The organism is Shewanella sp. ZOR0012, from assembly GCF_000798835.1.
GTDB classification, from domain to species: Bacteria; Pseudomonadota; Gammaproteobacteria; order Enterobacterales; family Shewanellaceae; genus Shewanella; species Shewanella xiamenensis.
Genome location: NZ_JTLE01000094.1, coordinates 2307708 through 2328216, shown reverse-complemented (window position 1 = coordinate 2328216; position 20509 = coordinate 2307708). Strand labels below are relative to the sequence as shown.

22 protein-coding genes and 1 tRNA gene are annotated in these 20509 nt (G+C 48.2%); 9 read left to right on the top strand and 14 right to left on the bottom strand.

The window, feature by feature from the left end; genetic code table 11:
* The first annotated feature begins 47 nt into the window (after positions 1–47).
* The 7 genes from L976_RS11820 (at position 48) to L976_RS11790 (ending at position 7251) form a co-directional block, all read left to right on the top strand.
* The gene (locus L976_RS11820) at positions 48–974 is read left to right on the top strand and encodes a DUF808 domain-containing protein (RefSeq protein WP_047536955.1); all 927 of its coding nucleotides are present in this window, start codon (positions 48–50) and stop codon (positions 972–974) included.
* Positions 975–1078: 104 nt separating this feature from the next.
* Positions 1079–1978 carry a 3'-5' exonuclease gene (locus tag L976_RS11815; protein ID WP_047536953.1) on the top strand — a complete coding sequence of 300 codons (900 nt, stop codon included), beginning with the start codon at positions 1079–1081 and terminating at the stop codon, positions 1976–1978.
* A 43-nt stretch (positions 1979–2021) separates the two neighbouring features.
* A complete protein-coding gene (locus tag L976_RS11810) occupies positions 2022–2990 on the top strand; it encodes a hypothetical protein (RefSeq protein ID WP_047536951.1) in 969 nt (322 codons plus the stop codon).
* Between the two features lie 307 nt (positions 2991–3297).
* Positions 3298–3374 (top strand) — tRNA-Trp (locus L976_RS11805).
* A gap of 158 nt (positions 3375–3532) precedes the next feature.
* A complete protein-coding gene (locus L976_RS11800; RefSeq protein ID WP_047540419.1) occupies positions 3533–3823 on the top strand; it encodes a hypothetical protein in 291 nt (96 codons plus the stop codon).
* Between the two features lie 85 nt (positions 3824–3908).
* Entirely contained in the window at positions 3909–6056 is a 2148-nt protein-coding gene (locus tag L976_RS11795) for a TonB-dependent siderophore receptor (protein WP_047536949.1), read from the top strand.
* Entirely contained in the window at positions 6046–7251 is a 1206-nt protein-coding gene (locus tag L976_RS11790) for a DUF1624 domain-containing protein (RefSeq protein ID WP_047536946.1), read from the top strand. Before L976_RS11795 ends, L976_RS11790 begins: the two co-directional genes overlap by 11 nt.
* 83 nt (positions 7252–7334) lie before the next feature.
* Here L976_RS11790 and dpsA read toward each other — a convergent pair whose 3' ends face one another.
* Positions 7335–7802, bottom strand: a complete 468-nt coding sequence (gene dpsA / locus L976_RS11785) for a DNA starvation/stationary phase protection protein DpsA (protein WP_037415139.1) — start codon at positions 7800–7802, stop codon at positions 7335–7337.
* Positions 7803–8017: 215 nt separating this feature from the next.
* Here dpsA and L976_RS11780 point away from each other — a divergent pair, with 215 nt between their 5' ends.
* Both L976_RS11780 and rimI read left to right on the top strand, forming a co-directional pair.
* Positions 8018–8368, top strand: coding sequence for a DNA polymerase III subunit psi (locus L976_RS11780; RefSeq protein WP_047536943.1), 351 nt, complete (start codon positions 8018–8020; stop codon positions 8366–8368).
* A 95-nt stretch (positions 8369–8463) separates the two neighbouring features.
* Positions 8464–8916: a ribosomal protein S18-alanine N-acetyltransferase gene (gene rimI, locus L976_RS11775; RefSeq protein ID WP_081990959.1), complete on the top strand. Its 453-nt coding sequence runs from the start codon at positions 8464–8466 to the stop codon at positions 8914–8916.
* A 67-nt stretch (positions 8917–8983) separates the two neighbouring features.
* Here rimI and lipA read toward each other — a convergent pair whose 3' ends face one another.
* From lipA to L976_RS11710, 13 genes are all read right to left on the bottom strand, one after another.
* Positions 8984–9949: a lipoyl synthase gene (lipA, locus tag L976_RS11770; protein WP_023268311.1), complete on the bottom strand. Its 966-nt coding sequence runs from the start codon at positions 9947–9949 to the stop codon at positions 8984–8986.
* Entirely contained in the window at positions 9946–10599 is a 654-nt protein-coding gene (gene lipB, locus L976_RS11765) for a lipoyl(octanoyl) transferase LipB (protein ID WP_037430802.1), read from the bottom strand. Before lipB ends, lipA begins: the two co-directional genes overlap by 4 nt.
* 92 nt (positions 10600–10691) lie before the next feature.
* Positions 10692–10958, bottom strand: coding sequence for a DUF493 family protein YbeD (gene ybeD / locus L976_RS11760; protein WP_037415150.1), 267 nt, complete (start codon positions 10956–10958; stop codon positions 10692–10694).
* Positions 10959–11078: 120 nt separating this feature from the next.
* Positions 11079–12254 (bottom strand): serine hydrolase, encoded by a 1176-nt coding sequence (locus tag L976_RS11755; protein ID WP_037430803.1) that lies wholly within the window; start codon positions 12252–12254, stop codon positions 11079–11081.
* Between the two features lie 144 nt (positions 12255–12398).
* Complete coding sequence (locus L976_RS11750) at positions 12399–13241, bottom strand: septal ring lytic transglycosylase RlpA family protein (protein WP_037415153.1); 843 nt, start codon at positions 13239–13241, stop codon at positions 12399–12401.
* Positions 13225–14301, bottom strand: a complete 1077-nt coding sequence (gene mltB / locus L976_RS11745; RefSeq protein ID WP_047536939.1) for a lytic murein transglycosylase B — start codon at positions 14299–14301, stop codon at positions 13225–13227. The genes L976_RS11750 and mltB overlap by 17 nt, the downstream gene beginning before the upstream one ends.
* A 17-nt stretch (positions 14302–14318) precedes the next feature.
* Positions 14319–15422 (bottom strand): rod shape-determining protein RodA, encoded by a 1104-nt coding sequence (gene rodA / locus L976_RS11740; protein WP_037415160.1) that lies wholly within the window; start codon positions 15420–15422, stop codon positions 14319–14321.
* The gene (mrdA, locus tag L976_RS11735; RefSeq protein WP_047536937.1) at positions 15419–17275 is read right to left on the bottom strand and encodes a penicillin-binding protein 2; all 1857 of its coding nucleotides are present in this window, start codon (positions 17273–17275) and stop codon (positions 15419–15421) included. Before mrdA ends, rodA begins: the two co-directional genes overlap by 4 nt.
* Positions 17276–17335: 60 nt before the next feature.
* A complete protein-coding gene (gene rlmH, locus L976_RS11730; protein ID WP_037415165.1) occupies positions 17336–17806 on the bottom strand; it encodes a 23S rRNA (pseudouridine(1915)-N(3))-methyltransferase RlmH in 471 nt (156 codons plus the stop codon).
* Positions 17806–18135 (bottom strand): ribosome silencing factor, encoded by a 330-nt coding sequence (gene rsfS / locus L976_RS11725; protein ID WP_011071401.1) that lies wholly within the window; start codon positions 18133–18135, stop codon positions 17806–17808. The genes rlmH and rsfS overlap by 1 nt, the downstream gene beginning before the upstream one ends.
* A gap of 117 nt (positions 18136–18252) precedes the next feature.
* On the bottom strand, positions 18253–18891 hold the full coding sequence (gene nadD / locus L976_RS11720) for a nicotinate-nucleotide adenylyltransferase (protein ID WP_047536934.1): 639 nt from the start codon (positions 18889–18891) through the stop codon (positions 18253–18255).
* Between the two features lie 12 nt (positions 18892–18903).
* A complete protein-coding gene (gene holA, locus L976_RS11715) occupies positions 18904–19935 on the bottom strand; it encodes a DNA polymerase III subunit delta (protein WP_047536931.1) in 1032 nt (343 codons plus the stop codon).
* Between the two features lie 52 nt (positions 19936–19987).
* Positions 19988–20482 carry an LPS-assembly lipoprotein LptE gene (locus L976_RS11710; RefSeq protein WP_037415176.1) on the bottom strand — a complete coding sequence of 165 codons (495 nt, stop codon included), beginning with the start codon at positions 20480–20482 and terminating at the stop codon, positions 19988–19990.
* Positions 20483–20509: the final 27 nt, after the last annotated feature.

Sequence of the window (20509 nt, the reverse complement as noted above, 5' to 3'; positions counted from 1 at the left end):
GCCAAAGCAGAATCGGCAAAATAAAACATTGGTTTAAGGGAGTGTGTATGGCAGGGGCAAGTTTATTAACCTTACTCGACGATATTGCATCCATTTTGGATGATGTGGCAGTGATGAGTAAGGTCGCGGCCAAGAAAACCGCTGGGGTGTTAGGGGACGATTTGGCCTTAAACGCCCAGCAAGTCACGGGCGTGAGTGCCGACCGCGAATTACCTGTGGTCTGGGCGGTCGCCTTAGGCTCGTTTCGCAATAAATTGATTTTAGTGCCCGCAGCCATGTTGATCAGCGCCTTTATTCCTTGGGCGGTGACCCCCTTATTGATGTTCGGCGGCTTGTTTTTATGTTTTGAAGGCTTTGAGAAATTACACCACAGCTATAGCCATCGAAAAGACAAACACGCGGAGCAGACCGAATCTGACATACCGGAGATAAGCGATCTTGCGGCCTATGAAAAGGAAAAAGTGAAGGGTGCTATCCGCACCGACTTTGTGTTGTCGGCAGAAATTATCGCCATCACTTTAGGCATAGTCGCGGATAAGTCGCTCTCAACGCAATTTTTTACCCTCGCCATTATTGGTATCGTGATGACCATAGGCGTTTATGGTTTGGTGGCAGCGATTGTCAAAATGGACGATGCGGGTCTGTATCTGAGCCAGCGTCAGGGCGAGTCGGGCTTCACTCGCTTTAATCGTAAGTTGGGGTTTGGCTTACTCAGCGCGGCCCCCGTGTTGATGAAGAGCCTAACCATTATCGGCACCGCCGCCATGTTTATGGTGGGGGGCGGCATTCTGACCCATGGTTTACATTGGGTCGGCGAGCAAATTCACCATGCCGAGCAATTTGTGGAAACCTTTGCCCTAGTCGGCCCCATGCTTGGTTTACTGACGCCGAGTGTGCTTAATGCGCTCTTTGGTATTGCGGCGGGCGCCCTAGCGGTGTTGGTGATGACCGGATTCCAAAAGCTGCGTAGCTGATCCGTTGTCATCCTTTCATAGCTGGCGATTATAGTGTCAGCTCACCCGAGTTGCGCGAGTGCGAAGGTGCTCGCGGCGATTATTTCAGTGCTTAAGGACGAAGTATGAAATTAATGCGTTATTGCCTTTCTCCCAATAAGTTGGCTTGGCTGCGTCAGGAATTAGGCGAACATACCGACAAACTGCTGGCGGCGATGGATGCGGCGGGCAGCAACTATCTGGCGGAGTTAACCGAGCTCCAAGCGGGGGATTTATCGGCAGGCGATTCGCAACTCAAGTTTACATGGTTTCAACAAAAGCTTGCCTTAACCACACGATTAACGGATGCCGAGCTGGCTAATCTTACGCCACTGTCGCTGGTGGATATGCGGGACGACATTCGTATTGAAATGCGGGTGGAATTAGTCTCGCTTGATAAGCTTACCGCCGCCTTACAACAACTTAGCAGTGAATCCGTGCTTGGGTTTGATACCGAAACGCGGGCAAGCTTTGAGCCGGGCGTTCAACATCCCTTGAGTTTAGTGCAATTGGCGACCTCCGATACCTGTTATTTATTTCAACAGGCGGTATTGGGTGAGAGGCTCGCTGAGCTTAAACCTTTGCTCGAAAATGAGCAGATCCTCAAAGTGGGGATTGGATTAAGGGGCGATGGCCAAGCACTGAAACGGGATTGGGATATTCAAGTCTCCCCTCGACTCGATTTGAATTGGGCGATGGCGCAGCTCGGGGCTGGGAAGGAGATGGGCACGCGGCAATTGGTGGCGGCATTACTGCATAAACGCATCGATAAACCTAAAAAAATGACTCTCTCGAATTGGCAACAGGTGCCTTTATCTCAAGCGCAAGTTCAGTACGCCGCCCTCGATGCATTGGCAGCGAACCAATGTTTTTGGCAGTTAATCGACAAGCTGCAAGGTTTTTATGGCAAAACGACAGTCGCTAATAAACCCTTATTGCCGCCGAGTTTAGCAGCACGACTCGCGAGCTATTTTCATCCAGCTTAAGACTTGAGATAAGGTCGCGAAGATAAGGATTAGGGAGCAAGAGATGTTGGATGCGATTTGTGTACTCACAACCGAGGCTGCGGCAGAGCAGGCTTCGTCACCATTACGACTCAATCCTCATGCTCAGGCTGGTGTCACCTACAGTGTGTTCAAGTTTCAGCAGTTACCCGAGGCTGAGATTGAGCGTTTGCGCCAACATTTATATTGTCCTGCCTGCTATGGCAAAGCCTATTTTCGCAAAGCATCTAAGGATGGTAAGGCCGCCTGTTTTGGCTCCCGTTACCATGAGTTAGATTGCATCGAATTTAATCCGTCGGCGCAAAAGTCCCGTGAAGAACAAGATGCCCTCGAAGTGCAGCAACAATTGCTCGACGCCGATGCTTTGGTCATCGATTTTTCGCTTAATCCCAGTAATAAGAGACCCTCTAACTCAGCGCACAAAATCAACGCTCCCCAAGAGCAAGAAGTTGTAACCAAAAGTGAAATTGAAAATGATACCGAGCAATTAGAGTCAGTACAGGAGCCAAAAGCTGACTATCAGGTAGCGGCCGATAAGCCAGAAATAGCCATCACGGCAAAGCGAACTCCGAGCCAAGGGCTAGAAAAGTTACTCCATAGCCTGCTGCGAGGCTCCGATCTGGCGACTTCGGATCTTTGGGTTTACACCGATGATGAGCGTAAGTACCGCTGGCGGGCGAAGAATTTGTTTGTGAATTTTGCCGATGCGGATCCGACAGATAACAAACCCCATATGTACTGGGGTACTATCTCCCACAGCGACCCGACGTTATCTTGGCTCAATCCCGCCGACAGTAAAGACATCGGCATTCCAATTGAGGCCGTCAAAACCAAACTGTTTAAGCGCTTTAATATCGAAGATAAGCGGGATTTAGAGGGCGCAGGGCTTATCCTGTTTGGTAAGTGTTTTTGGAATAAGGATAAGACCCGCAAAATTATCCAGCTTTGGGACAATGATTTGCGGCGAATTTTTATCTCAACCCTTGATGATTAACCATCAGCGAGGGAATTTAGTCGCTAGTGTATGGGATGTACTGCGCTTAAATTTATCCTTTAAGGCGTTTTCACGACTCTTTTGTGAGTTTCTGGGCCATAGACAGAGCATCAGGTTTCACCGTTTACGCCGTTGCCAACGGTTTTTTAACGTTCTGCACTGAGCTTACATGACGACTTTTTCAGCTTTATGCTAATTAAATCAACAGTAGCTGGCAAACTTGTTTGAAAATTCCTCAGTTAATTAAGTTTGTCATAAAAAGTCCTTTACCTTTGAGAGTGCTTTTAGCATAATGCCCCACGTCAACAGGGGTGTAGTTCCAATTGGTAGAACAGCGGTCTCCAAAACCGATGGTTGCGGGTTCGAGTCCTGCCACCCCTGCCAAATAAAACAACGGCTTGCATAGAAATATGCGAGCCGTTTTATTTTGCGCGCGATAAATTTTCTCACCGCATTTGCTTACATTTGTTAAGTAAAGGTATTTGCAACTTTCGTAGTGTCTAACATACAATCGCAATCCCTTTGGTTTGAGGATGTATGGTTTGAGCTCTGTGATGCAAACAAGGCGCAGATTAGCACTATGGCTTGCAGCCATCTTAGTGTTGCTGTCTGTTGCGTTTGCGCTGCACAGTGTTTCCCACCTCAATGATGATACCAAGGCCCACTGCGCGCTGTGTTTGCATCAGCATCAATTGCAGCATGCGATCTCATACTCTCCATTAGATTTTCAAGTTTCTCAACAGGGTGTTATCTCGGTTGAGTTTGATGTTATTTCCTTTAAGACGCCATTTAGGCGCCACTTCCATAGCCGCGCGCCGCCGCTAACAGCCTAACTCCTGCTTTTTATCTATTTCTCTTATTTTTCGAGCGCCTTGGCTTAACTAAGGTGCACGAGGCTGTTTATTTTTGGAGTAAAAAATGGCTGTTTATGTGAGCCACAAGCGCTCGGCATTAGTGCTGGGCGTGGCGTTATTGGCGTTGGATACGAGTGTTCCCCTATTTGCCGCCGAGGCGGTGCAAACTGATAGCACTGGACTTAATGATGATATCGAGCGTTTAAGCATTCATTATCGTCAGGCTTACCGCGGCAATGTGCCTGCGACTGAGTTGCCCCAAGCGATTACTGTGCTGGATGAGCAACTGATTAAAGATACTGGGCTGACGCGTTTTCAAGACCTGTTGGATTATTCCGCCAGTGTCGCGCGGCAAAACAACGGTGGTGGACTGTGGGATAGTTTTTCATTACGGGGCTTTCCTGGGAATGAAAACATGCCATCGGGCTATTTAATCAATGGTTTTAATGGTGGTCGAGGCTTTAGTGGTCATAGAGACCTATCGAACGTGGCCTATGTGGAAATCCTCAAAGGCCCGGGTTCGGCGCTTTATGGACGCTCGGAGCCTGGCGGGACTGTGAATATTGTGACTAAAAAACCGCAGTACGAGGCGCAAGGCTATTTAAAAGCCTCCGCGGGGAGTTTTGATCAATATCGGTTGGAGGGGGATTTTACCTCTGGGCTGACCGATACCTTGGCCTTTAGGATCAATGGAGCTTGGCAGGAGCATGACAGTTTTCGCGATTACGTGTTTAGCGATAAAACAATCGTCACGCCATCGCTGCGCTGGCAACTGTCCGATAAGTCATCGCTCCTGTATGAGGTTGAATATCTTAAGCAAGAACAGTTATTTGACCGTGGCGTAGTGGTGCTCAATAACGACTTTAATACCGTGCCCCGTTCGCGTTACTTGGGCGAGCCCAACGATGGGCCAACTAAGGTGGATGCGACTGGGCATCAGCTTACCTATGAGTATGAATTGAATGAGGATTGGTCGCTTACTGCGGGTTATAACTACCGCGATTCGAGTCTGAATGGTTACTCATCGGATGCCGAATTAGCAAAGGGACGTCAATCCTTATATGACGATGGCCGTACTCTGACGCGGCAGCATCGCTATCGAGATTACGCTTCTGAAGACCATTCAGTGCGTGCCGAACTCAGCGGCCAGTTTGATACTGGCAACATAAGGCACAATCTGCTGCTCGGGACGGATGCCTATCATTATCGACTAAAAACGGGACTCTACCGTTATCGAGGCCAGAAGGGCGCCTATGCTATCGATATTTTTGCTCCTCAGTATGGGGCGGCTCAGCCTGAGGTCAGTCTGCTGTATGAAAACCGAGAGACTCAAGATGCCTGGGGCGCCTATTTACAGGATCAATTGGAGTTAACCGAGCACTGGAAACTGCATTTAGGGTTAAGGTTTGACCGTTATTCCCAAGAAATTGCAGAGCAGGTCAACGCGAGTCTGTCGGATCAACGCGATCACAGGGTCAGTCCGAAAGTCGGATTAGTGTATCAATGGTCTGAGGCGTTAAGTGTTTACGGCTCCTATTCGGAAGGTTTTTTACCACTTTCAGGCACTGATTTTGCAGGTAATCCCTTCGAGCCAGAGGAGAGTAAATCCGTCGAGTTAGGGGTTAAGTTCAACAGCACTTGGTTTGAGTTACCCGTTAATGGCAGCTTGGCTTGGTTTGATGCGCAAAAGAGCAATATCTTGACCTCAGATCCCGTCAATGTCGGCTTTTCGGCAACCCTTGGTGAAGCTAAGAGCACGGGGATTGAATTGGATGTCGCGGCCGAGTTAACAGAAAGCTTACAAGCGACCTTGTCCTATGCCTATCTTAATACCCGCACGGCGAACGACAGCCTGAATCTGGATTGGGGCGTGTTAATTCCGGCGGGAAGTCCACTGGTCAATGTGCCAAAACACACGGGCAGTATCATTCTCAAACAGGACTTAAATGATCTTTCTATCGACGGTCATTTAGGGTTGAGTTGGCGTCATGTGGACTCTCGTTTGGGTGATTCGGCCGATCCGAGTTTTCAATTACCGAGTTATCAGTTACTTGGAATGTTTTTCACGACTCGACTTGCTGACAACTTAAGTCTCGCGCTCAATGTCGATAACCTGCTGGATGAGCACTATATCGCTAGCAGTTATTCGGCGCTGTGGGCCGTGCCGGGTGAGCCACGTAACGTTAAAGTGAGTGTTAGCTATGAATTCTAATGTCACAGTGACACCCGAGGCTTCGACTGTTGCGCCTAAACTGCAAGGGCGTCAGCGGATCAATAGCATCGACATGATGCGCGGCTTAGTGATGCTGATTATGTTGCTCGACCATGTGCGGGAGCGGTTTTTCCTGCATATGCAGGTGAGCGACCCTATGGATTTGAGCACAACAAACTGGGCGCTGTTTGTCAGCCGTTTTGCGGCGCACTTTTGTGCGCCTGTGTTCGTCTTTTTAACTGGGGTCTCGGCTTGGCTTTACGCCAATCGTGGCTGTGGCGAGCCGCGTTCTGTGCGCGAGTTTTTAATTAAGCGCGGACTATTCTTAATCGCCCTCGAGGTGCTGGTGATAAATTTCTCATGGATGGGCAATTATAACACCCTGTGGTTGCAGGTGATTTGGGTGATAGGGCTGAGCATGTTGGCCCTTGCGGCACTTATCAACCTCCCAAGGCTGTGGATGGCATTACTCGGGCTATTGATTGTCTTTGGCCATAACCTATTGTCGCCTATTCATTTTACGCCAGACGAGTGGGGCTATAGTCTGTGGACGATACTGCATGACCGAGGTTATTTGATTGCCGAGGGAGAGCTTAAGCTGAAGATAAGTTACCCAGCGCTACCTTGGATAGGCGTAATTTTATTGGGCTATGTGGCTGGCCCCTTATTTGACAGAGGGAGTGATGCGGGGCTGCGTCAGCAAAAATTAATACTGTTAGGACTTGGCTGCGCTCTGCTGTTTGGCTTGCTGCGTGGGTTCAATCTCTACGGCGAGACGCTGCCTTGGCAGTTTGGCGATACCTTAGGTCAAACCTTAATGTCAGTATTTAATCTAACTAAGTATCCGCCATCACTGAGTTTTTTGTTGGTGACCTTGGGCGGGATGTTCTATTGCTTAGTGGTGTTTGAGCGCTATTTTGCTACAGGCAGAGTATTAGGTTGGATAGGGCTGAGGTTAGCAGTGTTTGGCTCTGTACCTATGTTCTTCTATATCTTGCACTTATATGTGCTGCTGTTGCTGTATTCGCTGGCTAAAGGGATATTTGGCGCCAACCATGGTGAGCTGTTTGGCGTAGCGCATATGGGGTGGGTATGGCTGATAAGCGTAGTCTTAATCCCCTTACTCTATTATCCCGTGCGCTGGTTTAGCCGTTACAAAGGACAGAGTCAGCAGGCTTGGCTTAAGTATCTCTAAATTGGCTTTAGCATCGATAAATGCCCAATAAAATGGCCGAGCGCGTGACTGCTCGGCCATTTGGCTTGGGGATGATGAAAGGGTTATTCGCTTAACAAGCTACGTAACATCCACGCATTTTTCTCATGGAGTTGAATGCGCTGGGTGAGTAAATCCGCTGTGGCCTCGTCGTTGGCTTGGCTAACCAAGGGATAGAGCGCACGGGCATTTCTAATCACTACTTCTTGGTCGCTTAACAGTTCACGGATCATGGTTTCAGCTTTAGTGACACCTTGATCTTCACGGATTTCGGTCAACTTGGCATAGTCCGAATAGGAACCTAATGCCCTTGCGCCCAATGCTCGTACCCGCTCGGCGATTAAATCGACCGCTAAGGCAAGCTCGGTATATTGCTGTTCAAACAATAAGTGCAAGCTAGTGAACATGGGGCCTGTAACGTTCCAGTGAAAGCTGTGGGTCTTAAGGTAAAGGCTGTAGCTGTCGGCCAATAACTGATTTAACCCTGCGGCGATTTCTTCTCTATGAGCTTGGTTGATGCCGATGTTAATCATGGAAATTCCTCCTATTGTCCTACTCAATGGAGATAGCTTATCAAATAAGCTAAACATCTAAAGCGGTTAAAATAGATTCATAAAATCGATTTTGTAGATTAAAGCGTAAGCAAACGTTTGGCTTGAGTCATGAACCGTATCTTGGCAATAACATTCGGCCCATTTAGCTGGTATCCTTATGCGGTGTCAGTGCCTAATGAAACCCCAATAACCCCATGAATAAATCAGCCTATTTAGCCGCGATGGAGATAACTCCTTGGCAGCTTCGCGATACAAAAGTGCGACCTTATCAAGTGGTTTGGGACGTTGATGATATGTCGTCTGCCGCTGAGCCACTGATTGATACGGTCCTTGGCTTAATTGGGATCAGTAAGGATGACTGTGAGTTCAACACTGAGCCACATAAGGGCAAAACCATAGTTTGGGATTTACGCCGCCACAGGGTTAGACCCAGAGTGGCTTGGTTATTGTCGGATCCCCTTGTGGACTTGCTGTCTCGCAGTGAGGCAAAGCGTGCCCTATGGGCCCAGATCTGCCAGTGGCGTGAGCAGCAATTAACGGCCTAAGCCTCTATTGGTTGTGCCCTGTACATTATCGTGAGTTACCTTTTAATTTGGATTTTCCCGTGAGTCATCAAGTCCTTAAAACCCTGAGTGAGTCGTTGCAAATTGTGCTCCTGACGCCAACTGATGTAAGCCAAATGGCGCGCATTGAAGCGAGTGCCCATTCCCATCCTATGAGTGAGAATAATCTTGCCGATTGTTTTGGCCACTTGTACCGCGTCCTTGGGTTAATGCAACGCGATGGCGAGTTACTCGGCTTTGCGATTGTGCAGCAGATTGTTGATGAGGCAACGCTGCTAGATATTTGTTTGCCGCCAGAACAACAAGGACGAGGTTATGGGCATCTGCTACTCACGGCGGTTATCGACGGCGCTAAGGCTGCCAAGGCCGTGGTGCTGATGCTAGAGGTTCGCGAATCAAATCTTGCCGCGCGCGCGCTCTATCAGAAGCGGGGTTTTGTCGAAACCGGACGTCGCAAAGGCTATTATCCTTTGGCTGATGGCAAAGAAGATGCGATTTTGATGGATTTAGCCTTAAGCGAAACGGCTTAAGGTTTTCGAAGTTGATATAAAAAACAGCGCATTAGCGCTGTTTTTTATGGGGTTAATAAAGCGAATGTTACTTCACTTCTTTACCTTGAGCTTGCAGATCGGCATGGTAGCTCGAGCGCACTAATGGACCACAGGCTGCGTGAGTAAAGCCTAGCTCATCGGCAAGGGCTTTAAGCTCATCAAACTCGGCTGGTGACACGTAACGCTCAACCGGCAGGTGGAACTTAGACGGTTGCAGATATTGACCTAAGGTCAACATTTCAACCTTGTGCTCACGTAAGTCGCGAAGCACTTGAGCGATTTCTTCGTTGGTTTCACCTAGACCCATCATCAGCCCCGATTTTGTCGGCACGTTGGGGTGACGCTCTTTAAAGCGCTTCAGTAGGTCGAGTGACCATTGATAGTTCGCACCCGGACGCGCTTTGCGGTAATGCATAGGCGCAGTTTCAAGGTTGTGGTTGAACACATCAGGCGGCTCGGTCGACAGAATGTCGAGGGCGGCATCGATACGACCACGGAAATCGGGCACTAAGATCTCAATCTTAATCTCGGGATTGAGCTTACGGATCTCACGGATACAGTCGGCAAAGTGCTGGGCACCGCCATCACGCAGGTCATCGCGGTCAACCGAGGTGATAACCACGTATTTCAGCTTCATATCGCGAATGGTTTGTGCCAGTTTGACTGGCTCTTCCGCATCGGGCTTGAGTGGACGACCATGGGCCACGTCGCAGAATGGGCAGCGGCGAGTACAAATTGCGCCCAAAATCATAAAGGTCGCAGTGCCGTGGTTAAAACATTCTGCCAAGTTAGGACAAGAAGCTTCTTCACAGACCGAGTGCAGGCCGTTAGCGCGTAACGCTTGCTTAATATCGAGAATGCGTTGGTTAGACGCGGGCAGTTTAACCCTTAACCAATCGGGTTTGCGTAACATGGTTTCGCGCTCAGAGGGCACGATTTTAACCGGAATGCGCGAGACTTTATCGGCATCTCTTAATTTGACTCCGGGTTGTAAACGTTCAGGCCTATTCATGACGCTGCTAATCCTTGATGATGAACTAGATGTTGGTAGCCCAGTAGTTGGCTAAAGGTAATAATGAGTTGCTCGCCTGCTTCAATCACGGTTTGTGGGCCGCCAAGTTCCTTACATTGCACCATCTCAAGACCAGCATAACCACAGGGGTTAATGCGTCGAAACGGCGCTAGATCCATATCCACATTCAGTGCTAAGCCATGGAATGAACAGCCTTTACGGATCCTTAGACCCAAAGAGGCAATTTTGCGCTCATCCACATACACCCCCGGTGCATCGGCCTTGGCGTAGGCAGTGATAGCGTATTTGGCAAGCATATCGATAATGCTTTGCTCGATATGGGTAACAAGCTGGCGGACACCCACTTTACTGCGTTTAATATCGAGGAGAGGGTAGACAACTAATTGCCCTGGTCCGTGGTAAGTGACTTGACCACCACGATCCACTTGGATCACGGGAATATCGCCCGGATTCAAAATATGTTCGCTTTTACCGGCTTGGCCTTGGGTAAATACGGGTGGATGTTCAACGATCCACAGTTCGTCTGGACTGTCGCTGTTGCGAGTGTCGGTGTAATGCTGCATTGCATGCCACACAGACTCATAATCCTGCTGTCCCAGATGCCGAATATGCAAAGTGGTGTCTTGCAAGGGCAACCTCTCCCCTATAATTGAGTGGCGCTATTATACGCCTCTTGGCCATAAATGTAAGATAGATCACATTTTATAGCCTTGAGGAATACTTATAGTACGCGGCGAACGCCTTCGATACCGGCAAGCTCAGTGTACAGTATTTCGATATGATCTTTGCTGGTCACAGTGACACGGATAGTGACTGAATAGTAGCTCCCTTTGCTCGAGGCTTTAACTGTTGGTGAATAATCACCTGGAGCGTGTTTTTGCACTACCGCAACCACTCTATCCGTTAAGGTTTCGTGGGCATCGCCAACCACTTTGAATGGGAAGGCGCAGGGAAACTCCATGAGTTCATCAAATTTTGTGTTTAACATAGTCGTGCTCAATAACCATTTTAATAGGAACTATATGGTGGCGATTATACCCGATTCAAGGGTGATACTCCCCCAAAAACAACAAAGCCACCCGAAGGTGGCTGAGTTTTGTGAGCCGGATTAGCTAAACCAACCAGAAAACAGTTGCTTAAAGTAATCAACTAATTTGCTGAACCAGCTGCCTTCGTTGACTTCTTGTAAGGTAACTAGCGGGAATTGCGCAATATCTTTGCCATCTAACTGGAAGTATAAGCGTCCCACTGTTTCACCTTTTTTCAGTGGTGCGTCCAGTGGCTTAGTCAGTTCGAAGTTGGCTTTTAAGTCTTTTGCACGGCCACGGCTGACGGTAACTGGTGCATCTGTAGCGACACCTAAATCGACGGTACTCTTATCACCGTACCAAATTTTTTGCGTCACGAAGCTGTCGCCGGCCTTGTAAGGGGTCACTGTTTCGAAGAAGCGGAAACCATAGGTCAGCAGTTTTTTACTTTCGGCTTTACGAGCGGCTTCACTTTGAGTGCCTAATACCACTGAAATCAAACGCATGCCGTCCTTAGTTGCAGAAGCGACTAAGTTATAACCCGCTCCAGAAGTGTGGCCGGTTTTGATACCATCCACATTCATGCTGTTATCCCACAGCAGACCATTACGGTTATATTGTTTGATACCGTTGAAGGTATAGTATTTTTCGCTGTAGACACGGTATTCTTCTGGCACGTCACGAATGAGTGCTGCACCTAAAAGTGCCATATCATAGGCCGTCGTTTTATGGTTCTCTGAATCTAGGCCATGGGAGTTTTCAAAGTAGCTATCACGCATACCAAGCTGCTTTGCCCACGAGTTCATCATGTCAACAAAGGCGCCTTCAGTACCCGCAATATGTTCGGCCATCGCGACACAAGCATCGTTACCGGATTGAATGATGATGCCGCGGTTTAAGTCAGAAACTTTTACGGTTTTACCCACTTCGATAAACATTTTCGATGAGTCAGAGAAGTTCTTCGACCAAGCATTTTTACTGATGGTGACATCATCATCGGGAGATACGTTACCGGCTTTAATTTCCTGACCAATCACATAGCTGGTCATCATCTTCGTTAAGCTGGCGGGGTTTAAACTCTCGTATGCATTTTCTTCGGCAATGATTTGGCCTGAATTATAATCCATCAAGATGTAAGCCTTGGCGGCCACGGTTGGTGCATCAGGGGTAACAATCGGCTGCGCAGCATAAACAGGAAGAGAAACACTCGAAATTAGCAGCAATGTCTTAATGGGACTTTTTACAAAATTCATCATTAACTTAGCACGTCTTTTTGGTTGTATTGAAAGAAAAGGCAAAATAGTTTCGCGAGTATACCACCCTTCGACAAAGGTTTTCAGTGAAGGTTCCTTCATCTGCGGTATTTTTAAGCTAAATTGACTCCATAATGTGAGTGTTCACTATTCCAAAACCATATAGCCTTCGGGATAGCCATCTTGTTTCACTTTAATGAGTAATCGGTCGGCAAGCTCCGTTTGACCAATCGGACCGAGCTGTAGTCTAAACATATTGTTTGCCGGTTGTACACGAGTCTTGACCTGATATTTCTTCTCCAGATCCTTCGCTATTTTATGGAGTCGCTGTTTATCCTTCGAAGCCACTAACTGTATATAGTGGTTTCCTGAGGATTGAATATTGGCTATTGCCGATTGGGTTGCGGTTTTATTGCCAATATAGATGACATCCAGTTTTATGCGTGCCGTGCCTGTGCCTAGCATACCAAGCTTATAGGCGGCGGCATAGGATAAGTCTAAAATCCGGTCAGAGTGGAACGGACCGCGATCATTAATGCGAATAATCACCTGCTTATTGTTATCTAAGTTAGTGACGCGAGCGTAGCTTGGTAGGGGTAGGGTCTTATGGGCACCAGACATGCCGAACATATCGTAGGGTTCACCATTGGATGTCTCATAACCGTGGAATTTTTCGCCGTACCATGAGGCGCGACCCATTTCGGAAAAGCCTTCCCCCGAGTCTAATACCGTATAGGACTCACCATAAACCGTATAGGGTTTGTTACCGCGGCGGCTATAGGGTTCATATTTGGGGGTCGCATTCGGTACATGATCTACATTGGGTGGATTAAGGGGCATCTTATCGTTTTTAAGCGCGTAGCGGCCCTTATTGGGATCCATATTCTTATTCTTCACGCTGGCTGAGCCAGAGTTAGAACTCGAGCAGGCCGCGAGCGCAAAACAGCAGCCGAGCATCAAAAGCGATAAAAGATTATTTTTTAGCGTCATGTTGTTGCTTCAGTTGTTGGCTAAATTGATAAACAGCCATGGAATACAAGGGGCTACGGTTATAACGGGTGATTACATAAAAGTTATTGAGCCCTAACCAGTAATCTTTACTTCCCACTTGTTCTAGCTCGATAAGCATGGCTTTTTGCGAGGCATCTAAATCGCGGGCGTTGGCTAGCGATAAGCTCGGGGAGAGAATATCAGAGACCTTGTATTGTAACTTCTCGCCTGCCCACACTTTGGCTTTAGGTGCATTGGCACTGCTATTCACTAAGGGTAAAGCAACGGGGGCATGCAATTGCCAGCCATGTTCATGGAAGTAATTGGCAACACTGCCAATGGCGTCCTCTGGACTCTGGAGTAAATCACGGTTGCCGCTGCCATCAAAATCCACAGCATAGTGGCGGTAACTTGAAGGAATAAACTGACCAAAGCCCATGGCGCCAGCGTATGAGCCTTTGAGGCTATTGATATCTAAGTGTTCTTCTTTTACCAGCCTCATCAACTCACCAAATTCCTTGCGGAAGAAGGTGGCTCTTGGCTCGTAATAAAATCCTAAGGTATAGAGTGCGTCGATAACCGGATAATTACCCGTGTACTGGCCATAGAAAGTTTCGATACCAATAATAGCCACAATAATTTGTGGTTCGACTTGGTACTTAGTGGCGGCTTTGGCAATCGTCGCCTCGTGTTTTTTCCAGAAGGCCAGACCCGCGTTGAGGCGTTTTTCGGTTAAGAAAATCGGATAATACTGATGCCAAGGTTTCGCTTCCCAAGGACGCGAAATCGCATCGATAACCGCTTGGTTGTAGTTGGCTTTGGCCAAGAAATTTTCGACTTCGGCTTGGGTAAAGCCTTGTGCCATTTGGGTTTTGATAAACTCAGCCTTTAAGGCCTCAGGTAATTCTGGTGCCTCGGTTAATACCGGTGTGGGGGCCTGTGTGGTCACGGCGGCACTTGGCTGTGTTGTCGCGGACTCGTTAGCGGTTGAACAGCCAATAAGGTATGAACTGAGGCAAAGCATTGCCAGTGGAGCCAAACAAGCTCGAAGAATAGGCATTAAGAAGTCCCTAAAAATTATCTATCTACAAAACGTCTATGGGTATGAATGCTCATAAGAATGCCAAACCCTGTCATCAATGTCAGCATCGATGTGCCACCATAACTGACAAGGGGTAAAGGTACACCCACCACAGGCAGGATACCTGAAACCATACCAATATTCACAAAAACATAAACGAAGAAAGTCAATGTGATACTGCCGGCAAGGAGTCTGGCAAAGCTGGTTTGCGCCCGAGAGGCAATGACTAAGCCGCGTCCGATGATGTAGAGATACATCAGGAGGAGGATAATGCTACCTATCAGACCAAATTCTTCACCGATCACCGCAAAGATAAAGTCAGTGTGACGTTCGGGGATAAATTCTAATTGGGATTGAGTGCCATCGAGCCAACCTTTACCCCAGAGGCCGCCTGAGCCAATAGCAATTTTCGATTGGATAATGTGGTAACCCGCACCGAGGGGATCTTGTTCTGGATCGAGTAGGGTCAAGACGCGGGTTCTTTGGTAATCGTGCATTAGGAAGTACCAGAGAATAGGCAAAAATGCCAACACGGCGGCAATAAAACCGCCCACAATCACCCAGCTCATACCCGATAAAAACAGTACGAAAATACCTGATGCCGCAACTAATATAGAAGTGCCAAGATCGGGTTGTTTAGCAATTAATAATGTGGGGATCAGCAGAATGACACCTGCGCCCGCTAGATAGCGTTTTTTGGGCGGTAGTGGGAATTTACTGATATACCAAGCCATAGTAATGGGGAAGGCGAGCTTAATCAGTTCAGATGGTTGAAACTCCATAAAACCTAAGTTCAACCAGCGTTGTGCCCCTTTGTTAATCTCCCCAAAAAAATGCACCCCAAGCAGTAACACAATGCCTGCAAGGTAAATGGGTAATGCCCAGCGTTTTAGCGCCTCAGGATTAATTTGCGCCATGGTAAACATGATTCCTAGGGATAAAAACATCCTAAACAGTTGGCGTTCCATCATGCCAAGATCTTCACCACTGGCGGAATAGATAACAAATAGGCCAAAGCCCATTACAGCCAATAGGCCGAGCAACAGGGGCAGGTCGATATGTAATCGTTGCCAGATATTTTGACGTTGATGGGCACTCATGGCGTTGGTTTCCAAGTGTCTCTGAGTATATATTCATCGAGCATAGCGCGAGCGACGGGGCCAGCGTTTGCGCCACCCCAGCCGGCGTTTTCCATTACCACAGCCAGCACGATTTTCGGATCTTCAAAGGGCGCGTAGGCGACGACGAGTGCGTTATCGCGGAAATGCTCTGCAATCTTATTAGCATCGTATTTCGTGTTTTCGGCCACGCCAATCACCTGCGCCGTACCGGTTTTCATCGCCGCGGTATAGCTTGCGTCGGTGAAGCGAGACTTATGGGCGGTTTGGCGCATGGCTTCGTTAATGATATTCCAGTTGCGCGGATTTTTAAGCTCAATCGGTGGTAACTCGTTAATCGGCGAGTCAATTTTGGCCGTATTATCTTTAATCGATCTTAATAAGTGCGGCGGAAAACGGCGGCCCTTATTGGCGAGAATAGCGGTAGCATTGGCCAGTTGTAACGGAGTTGCGGTCCAGTAACCTTGACCGATACCGACTGAAATGGTGTCACCTATGTACCAAGCTTGATTGTATTTTAAGCGCTTCCATTCTTTCGACGGCATATTGCCCGCTGATTCTTCGAAAATATCGACACCAGTATTTTGGCCAAAGCCGAATTGCTCCATAAAACGGGCTATGGGATCAACACCGATTTTATAAGCTAATTCATAGAAGTAGGTATCGCAGGATTCCACGATAGCACTATAGACGTTAACCCAGCCATGGCCCCAGCGTTTCCAGTCGCGATATTTACGCTCAACCCCTGGGATTTGCCAAAAACCAGGGTCCCAAATACGGGTGTGTTCGGTCACGGCTTTTTCATCAAGTCCCAGTAGGGCAATAATAGGTTTAATCGTTGATGCGGGCGCATATTGGCCTTGGGTAGCGCGGTTAATCAGCGGACGTGATTTGTCATTCAATAAATCACTGTAATCCTTGCTGTTAATCCCTTGCACGAACTGGTTGGGATCGTAACTTGGGCTCGACACTAAAGCTAAAATCCCGCCATCCCTTGGATCGATAGCAACGATTGAGCCTTTATGGCCTTGGAGTAGTTCCACGGCTTTTTGCTGTAATTGTAAATCGAGAGTTAAGTAAATATCTTGTCCCGGCTCCGGCGGTACAATTTTAAGCGTACGGATAGTTCGGCCGCGGTTGTTTACTTCTTCTTCGAGATGACCTGGTGTGCCGTGAAGGAGTGATTCATAGTATTTTTCAATGCCTTGCTTACCAATATCCTTGGTGGCGGCATAGTTTTTCCACTGATCGTTACGCTCCAATTGAGCACGATCTCGAGTGTTGATTTTACCTACATAGCCCAGCACATGGGTGAGCTGGCTCGCATAGGGGTAGTTACGTTTTAAACCCGCCTCAACGGAGATCCCAGGAAAGCGATGTTGGTTAACGCTAAAAATGGCGACCTGTTCTTCGGTCAACTGATTTTTAAGGGTTAAGGGCTTAAAGCGGCGGTGAAACTTTAGCGCTTCGGTAAAGGTTTCACGCTCATCGGGAGTGATTTCGATTAACTTGCCTAATTCGTCCAAGGTCTCGGACATATTGGCAATTTTCTCCGGCACTAAGTCGAGAGAATAAAAGGGTTGGTTCTCGGCGAGTAACACGCCGTTTCTGTCGTAAATCAGGCCACGGCTTGGGGCGATAGGCACGACACGAATGCGGTTGTCATTAGAGCGCGTTTCGTAATCTTTATAGGATTCAACCTGAAGATGATAAAGATTGGTCACCAACACACTAAGGAGGGCGACAACACAAATAAAAGTGAACAGCGCGCGACGCTTAAACAGTGACGCCTCGGCGGCGTGGTCGTGCATGGTTATCCGCTTTTTTGGCGACACTTAGGCTATCTCCAGCTGATCCCATCCGGGTGGTTGACACTCGTTAACATCAAGATCCCGCTATTCTCTGTGATAAGGGTGATTAGTGTTCACGCTCCACGCGCGGTATAAGCTTTCGGCAACCACAATCCGCACCAGAGGATGGGGCAGGGTCAATGCCGACAGGCACCAACTCTGATGGGCGGCTTCCTTACAGGCGGGCGCTAAGCCTTCGGGGCCGCCGACCAGTAAGCTTACATCACGACCATCGAGTTGCCATTTATTCATGGCTGTCGCTAATTCTGGCGTAGTCCAGTTTTTGCCGGGAAGATCTAAGGTAACAATGTGATTGCCCTTAGGAATCGCCGCTAACATTTGCTCGCCTTCCTTTTGCAGGATGCGTGCGATGTCAGCATTTTTTCCGCGTTTACCAGCAGGGATTTCGATAAGTTCCAGCGCCATATCCCGAGGAAAGCGGCGTTGATACTCTTCAAAACCGCGGGTAACCCAATCGGGCATCCGTGTCCCCACTGCGATAAGTTGCAACTTCATTAGGCTTGCTTTTCTGACCAGAGTTTTTCAAGCTGGTAGAAATCACGGGTTTGATCTTGCATAACATGCAGGATCACGTTGCCCATATCCACCAATACCCATTCGCTGCTGTCGCGGCCTTCGATACCGATAGGTGGAATGCCTGCGGCTTTTGCTTCGATCACGAGATTTTCGGCGATCGCTTTAACGTGAGTTTTAGATGTACCAGAACAAATCACCATGTAGTCGGTGATGTTAGATTGGTTGCTGACATCGATAACCACGACGTCACGGGCTTTTAAATCGTCGATTTTATCGACAACAAACTGTTTTAATTCGGCGCTCTGCAAGCTGATGTACCTCATTCATTTTAAATAGCGCGCTAGTATATCAGTCTTAAGCGGGGGAATACATTCTCTTAGCGATCTTAGCGGCTGAGTTTGTACTCTTAGCGCTTGATTTTCGGCCTAAGAAAAATAAAGCCGTTGTTTTTGAATGTAATTTAAAGTGACGGGCAGGAGGGCGTCCTGTGGAATTTCTCCCATGGCCAGTTGTGAGCGAATTTGGGTGGACGAAATATCCTGTGGGCTGATATCAACGGTAAAGATGCGCCCATGTTGTGGTTCATTTGAGTGACTTAACGCTTCAAGCGACGCGTGGCGTACGTTTAACTCATGCAGCATCGGGTGCCCTTCGGCTAAATGCCAGCCCGGGCGCTGACATACTACGATATTGGCTAATTCAAACAATTGCTGCCATTGGTGCCAGCTTTGCAGGTGAATAAACGAATCCATCCCCATAATAAAAAACAGTTCGTCATTGGGATAAAGTCGAGTTAACTGCTTAAGGGTGACAACGGTATAGGATGGGCTGTCGCGTTTAGCTTCGATATCACATAGCTCGAAACCTGTTAATGCCTCACATACCTGCGCGACCATTTCGAGCCGCTGCGCTGTGGTAGAGTGGGTAGTGTTTTTGTGTGGCGGAATATGGTTGGGCATCAGCAGGATTTTATCCAGCTTGAGACTGGCTTTGACTTCCATCGCGGGGCGAATATGGCCGTAATGTATGGGGTCAAAGGTGCCACCTAAAATACCGATACGCATCCAGTCAGTGCCTTAATCTAAGCTGATATGGGCCAAATGGCCGTGGGCCTTGGGGTCGAATAATAAGCACAGGTGGCTGAGCCCTGTCCAATCTTCATGGCCTAATTGCTTTAAGTTCAATTCCAGCTTGGACGCGAAGGCAAGCATATGTTCGATTTGGGTGAGGCTTAAGCGCTGCAACGCGGTTTGGTACAGCGGTTTACGCTTATCCCAAATTCGATATTTACCAAAGAGACTATTTAAAGGCACGCCTTGCGCCTGTTCACTCTTGAGGCTGAGCAGCAACTGCAGCTCTTTAAACAAGGCCCAGAGTAAAATGGGCATGGCCGTACCCTCACCGTTGAGTTGGGCCAGCATATGCTGAGCACTGTCTTGGCGATTATTCAGCAGTGCATCGGTGAGCTGAAACACGGTAAAGCGGGATTGATCTTCAAAGTAATGGCTTAATTCGTCGGCACCGATAGGCTGGCTTGGGCTTAACAGTTGTAGCAACTGCATGGCCTGATCGGCGGCGAGTAAATTCCCTTCGTAGAGTGTGTACAACATAGCGCGCGCATCGGGTTGTAAATTCAGCTTAAAGTGCGTAATGCGTGAGTCGAGCCAACGTCTGAATTGGTCGCCCTCTGGCGTAGTGCAGGGTAAATAAATTCCTAAGCTATCTAAGGTTTTGAACCACTTGCTATTGGTCTGCTCGCTGGCGAGTTTTGGGCCTTCAAGGATCAGCAACACATCGGGATTCGGCGTTTGCAGTAACGCTTGTAGCGCCGCCGAACCATCTGCACCGGGTTTTGCGTTGGGGAGAGTTAGCTCAATGATGCGCCGGCTAGAAAACAGGCTCATGGACTGCCATTCCTGAGTTAAGTCGCCCCAATTAAAACCGGTTTCTTGAATTAACTGAACGCGCTCTTCAAACCCTTGGCGTTTGGCGGCTTGGCGGATCTGATCCTTGAAGGTTTCGAGCAACCAAGGATCATCACCAAAAATCAGGTAACAAGCGTGAAGCGGATTGAGATGGCGGGAGAGTTGATCAGGATAAACACGCATTTAAACCACTCTCCACATTTTATTGCAGTGCCACATTAATTTGGACCCTGCATTAATTCACCTCTGTGCTGGCCAGGGATTGCAAAATCCTATCGGCCGCTTGAATACGCATTTCTTTGACTAACAGTTCCATCTCACGGCTTTTAGCCAGTGCGGTGCGAGGATCGTCTAAGTAATCGCGGCGAATTTCAATCTTGAAAGGTTGTGCCTCTTTGCCCGGCAAGGCCACAGCAAACTCGACGAAATAGATAAGCTCATACTCGGCCACATTGCCCGTAGGGTAAAGTGACAGGGTCGAACGCTCTAAGGAGTCGGTGATAAGCCTTAACACTGGCACATCATTGGCAGCATCGACAATCTTGACGTTGTTCAAACGTAACCGCTCACGCACCAAACGGGTGAGTTCGCTGTATTCATCCGAGCTGCTCAAACTGAGTTGATTGAGCTGCTCGGGGATTTGGTAGCTACGTTGAAGCTTAAAACCGCAACCTGCGCTGGTCATAATGACCAGCGCCATGATTGCGAAAGCTAAGCGTTTAATTAGCATAAGTTTTCGCGGTTTCCTGTTTGTCGT

Coding starts and splice junctions, on each gene's coding strand:
- L976_RS11820 (WP_047536955.1), top strand. CDS start 48: ATGGCAGGGGCAAGTTTATTAACCTTACTCGACGATATTGCATCCATT.
- L976_RS11815 (WP_047536953.1), top strand. CDS start 1,079: ATGAAATTAATGCGTTATTGCCTTTCTCCCAATAAGTTGGCTTGGCTG.
- L976_RS11810 (WP_047536951.1), top strand. CDS start 2,022: ATGTTGGATGCGATTTGTGTACTCACAACCGAGGCTGCGGCAGAGCAG.
- L976_RS11795 (WP_047536949.1), top strand. CDS start 3,909: ATGGCTGTTTATGTGAGCCACAAGCGCTCGGCATTAGTGCTGGGCGTG.
- L976_RS11790 (WP_047536946.1), top strand. CDS start 6,046: ATGAATTCTAATGTCACAGTGACACCCGAGGCTTCGACTGTTGCGCCT.
- dpsA (WP_037415139.1), bottom strand. CDS start 7,802: ATGATTAACATCGGCATCAACCAAGCTCATAGAGAAGAAATCGCCGCA.
- L976_RS11780 (WP_047536943.1), top strand. CDS start 8,018: ATGAATAAATCAGCCTATTTAGCCGCGATGGAGATAACTCCTTGGCAG.
- lipA (WP_023268311.1), bottom strand. CDS start 9,949: ATGAATAGGCCTGAACGTTTACAACCCGGAGTCAAATTAAGAGATGCC.
- ybeD (WP_037415150.1), bottom strand. CDS start 10,958: ATGTTAAACACAAAATTTGATGAACTCATGGAGTTTCCCTGCGCCTTC.
- L976_RS11755 (WP_037430803.1), bottom strand. CDS start 12,254: ATGATGAATTTTGTAAAAAGTCCCATTAAGACATTGCTGCTAATTTCG.
- L976_RS11750 (WP_037415153.1), bottom strand. CDS start 13,241: ATGACGCTAAAAAATAATCTTTTATCGCTTTTGATGCTCGGCTGCTGT.
- mltB (WP_047536939.1), bottom strand. CDS start 14,301: ATGCCTATTCTTCGAGCTTGTTTGGCTCCACTGGCAATGCTTTGCCTC.
- rodA (WP_037415160.1), bottom strand. CDS start 15,422: ATGAGTGCCCATCAACGTCAAAATATCTGGCAACGATTACATATCGAC.
- rlmH (WP_037415165.1), bottom strand. CDS start 17,806: ATGAAGTTGCAACTTATCGCAGTGGGGACACGGATGCCCGATTGGGTT.
- nadD (WP_047536934.1), bottom strand. CDS start 18,891: ATGCGTATCGGTATTTTAGGTGGCACCTTTGACCCCATACATTACGGC.
- holA (WP_047536931.1), bottom strand. CDS start 19,935: ATGCGTGTTTATCCTGATCAACTCTCCCGCCATCTCAATCCGCTTCAC.
- L976_RS11710 (WP_037415176.1), bottom strand. CDS start 20,482: ATGCTAATTAAACGCTTAGCTTTCGCAATCATGGCGCTGGTCATTATG.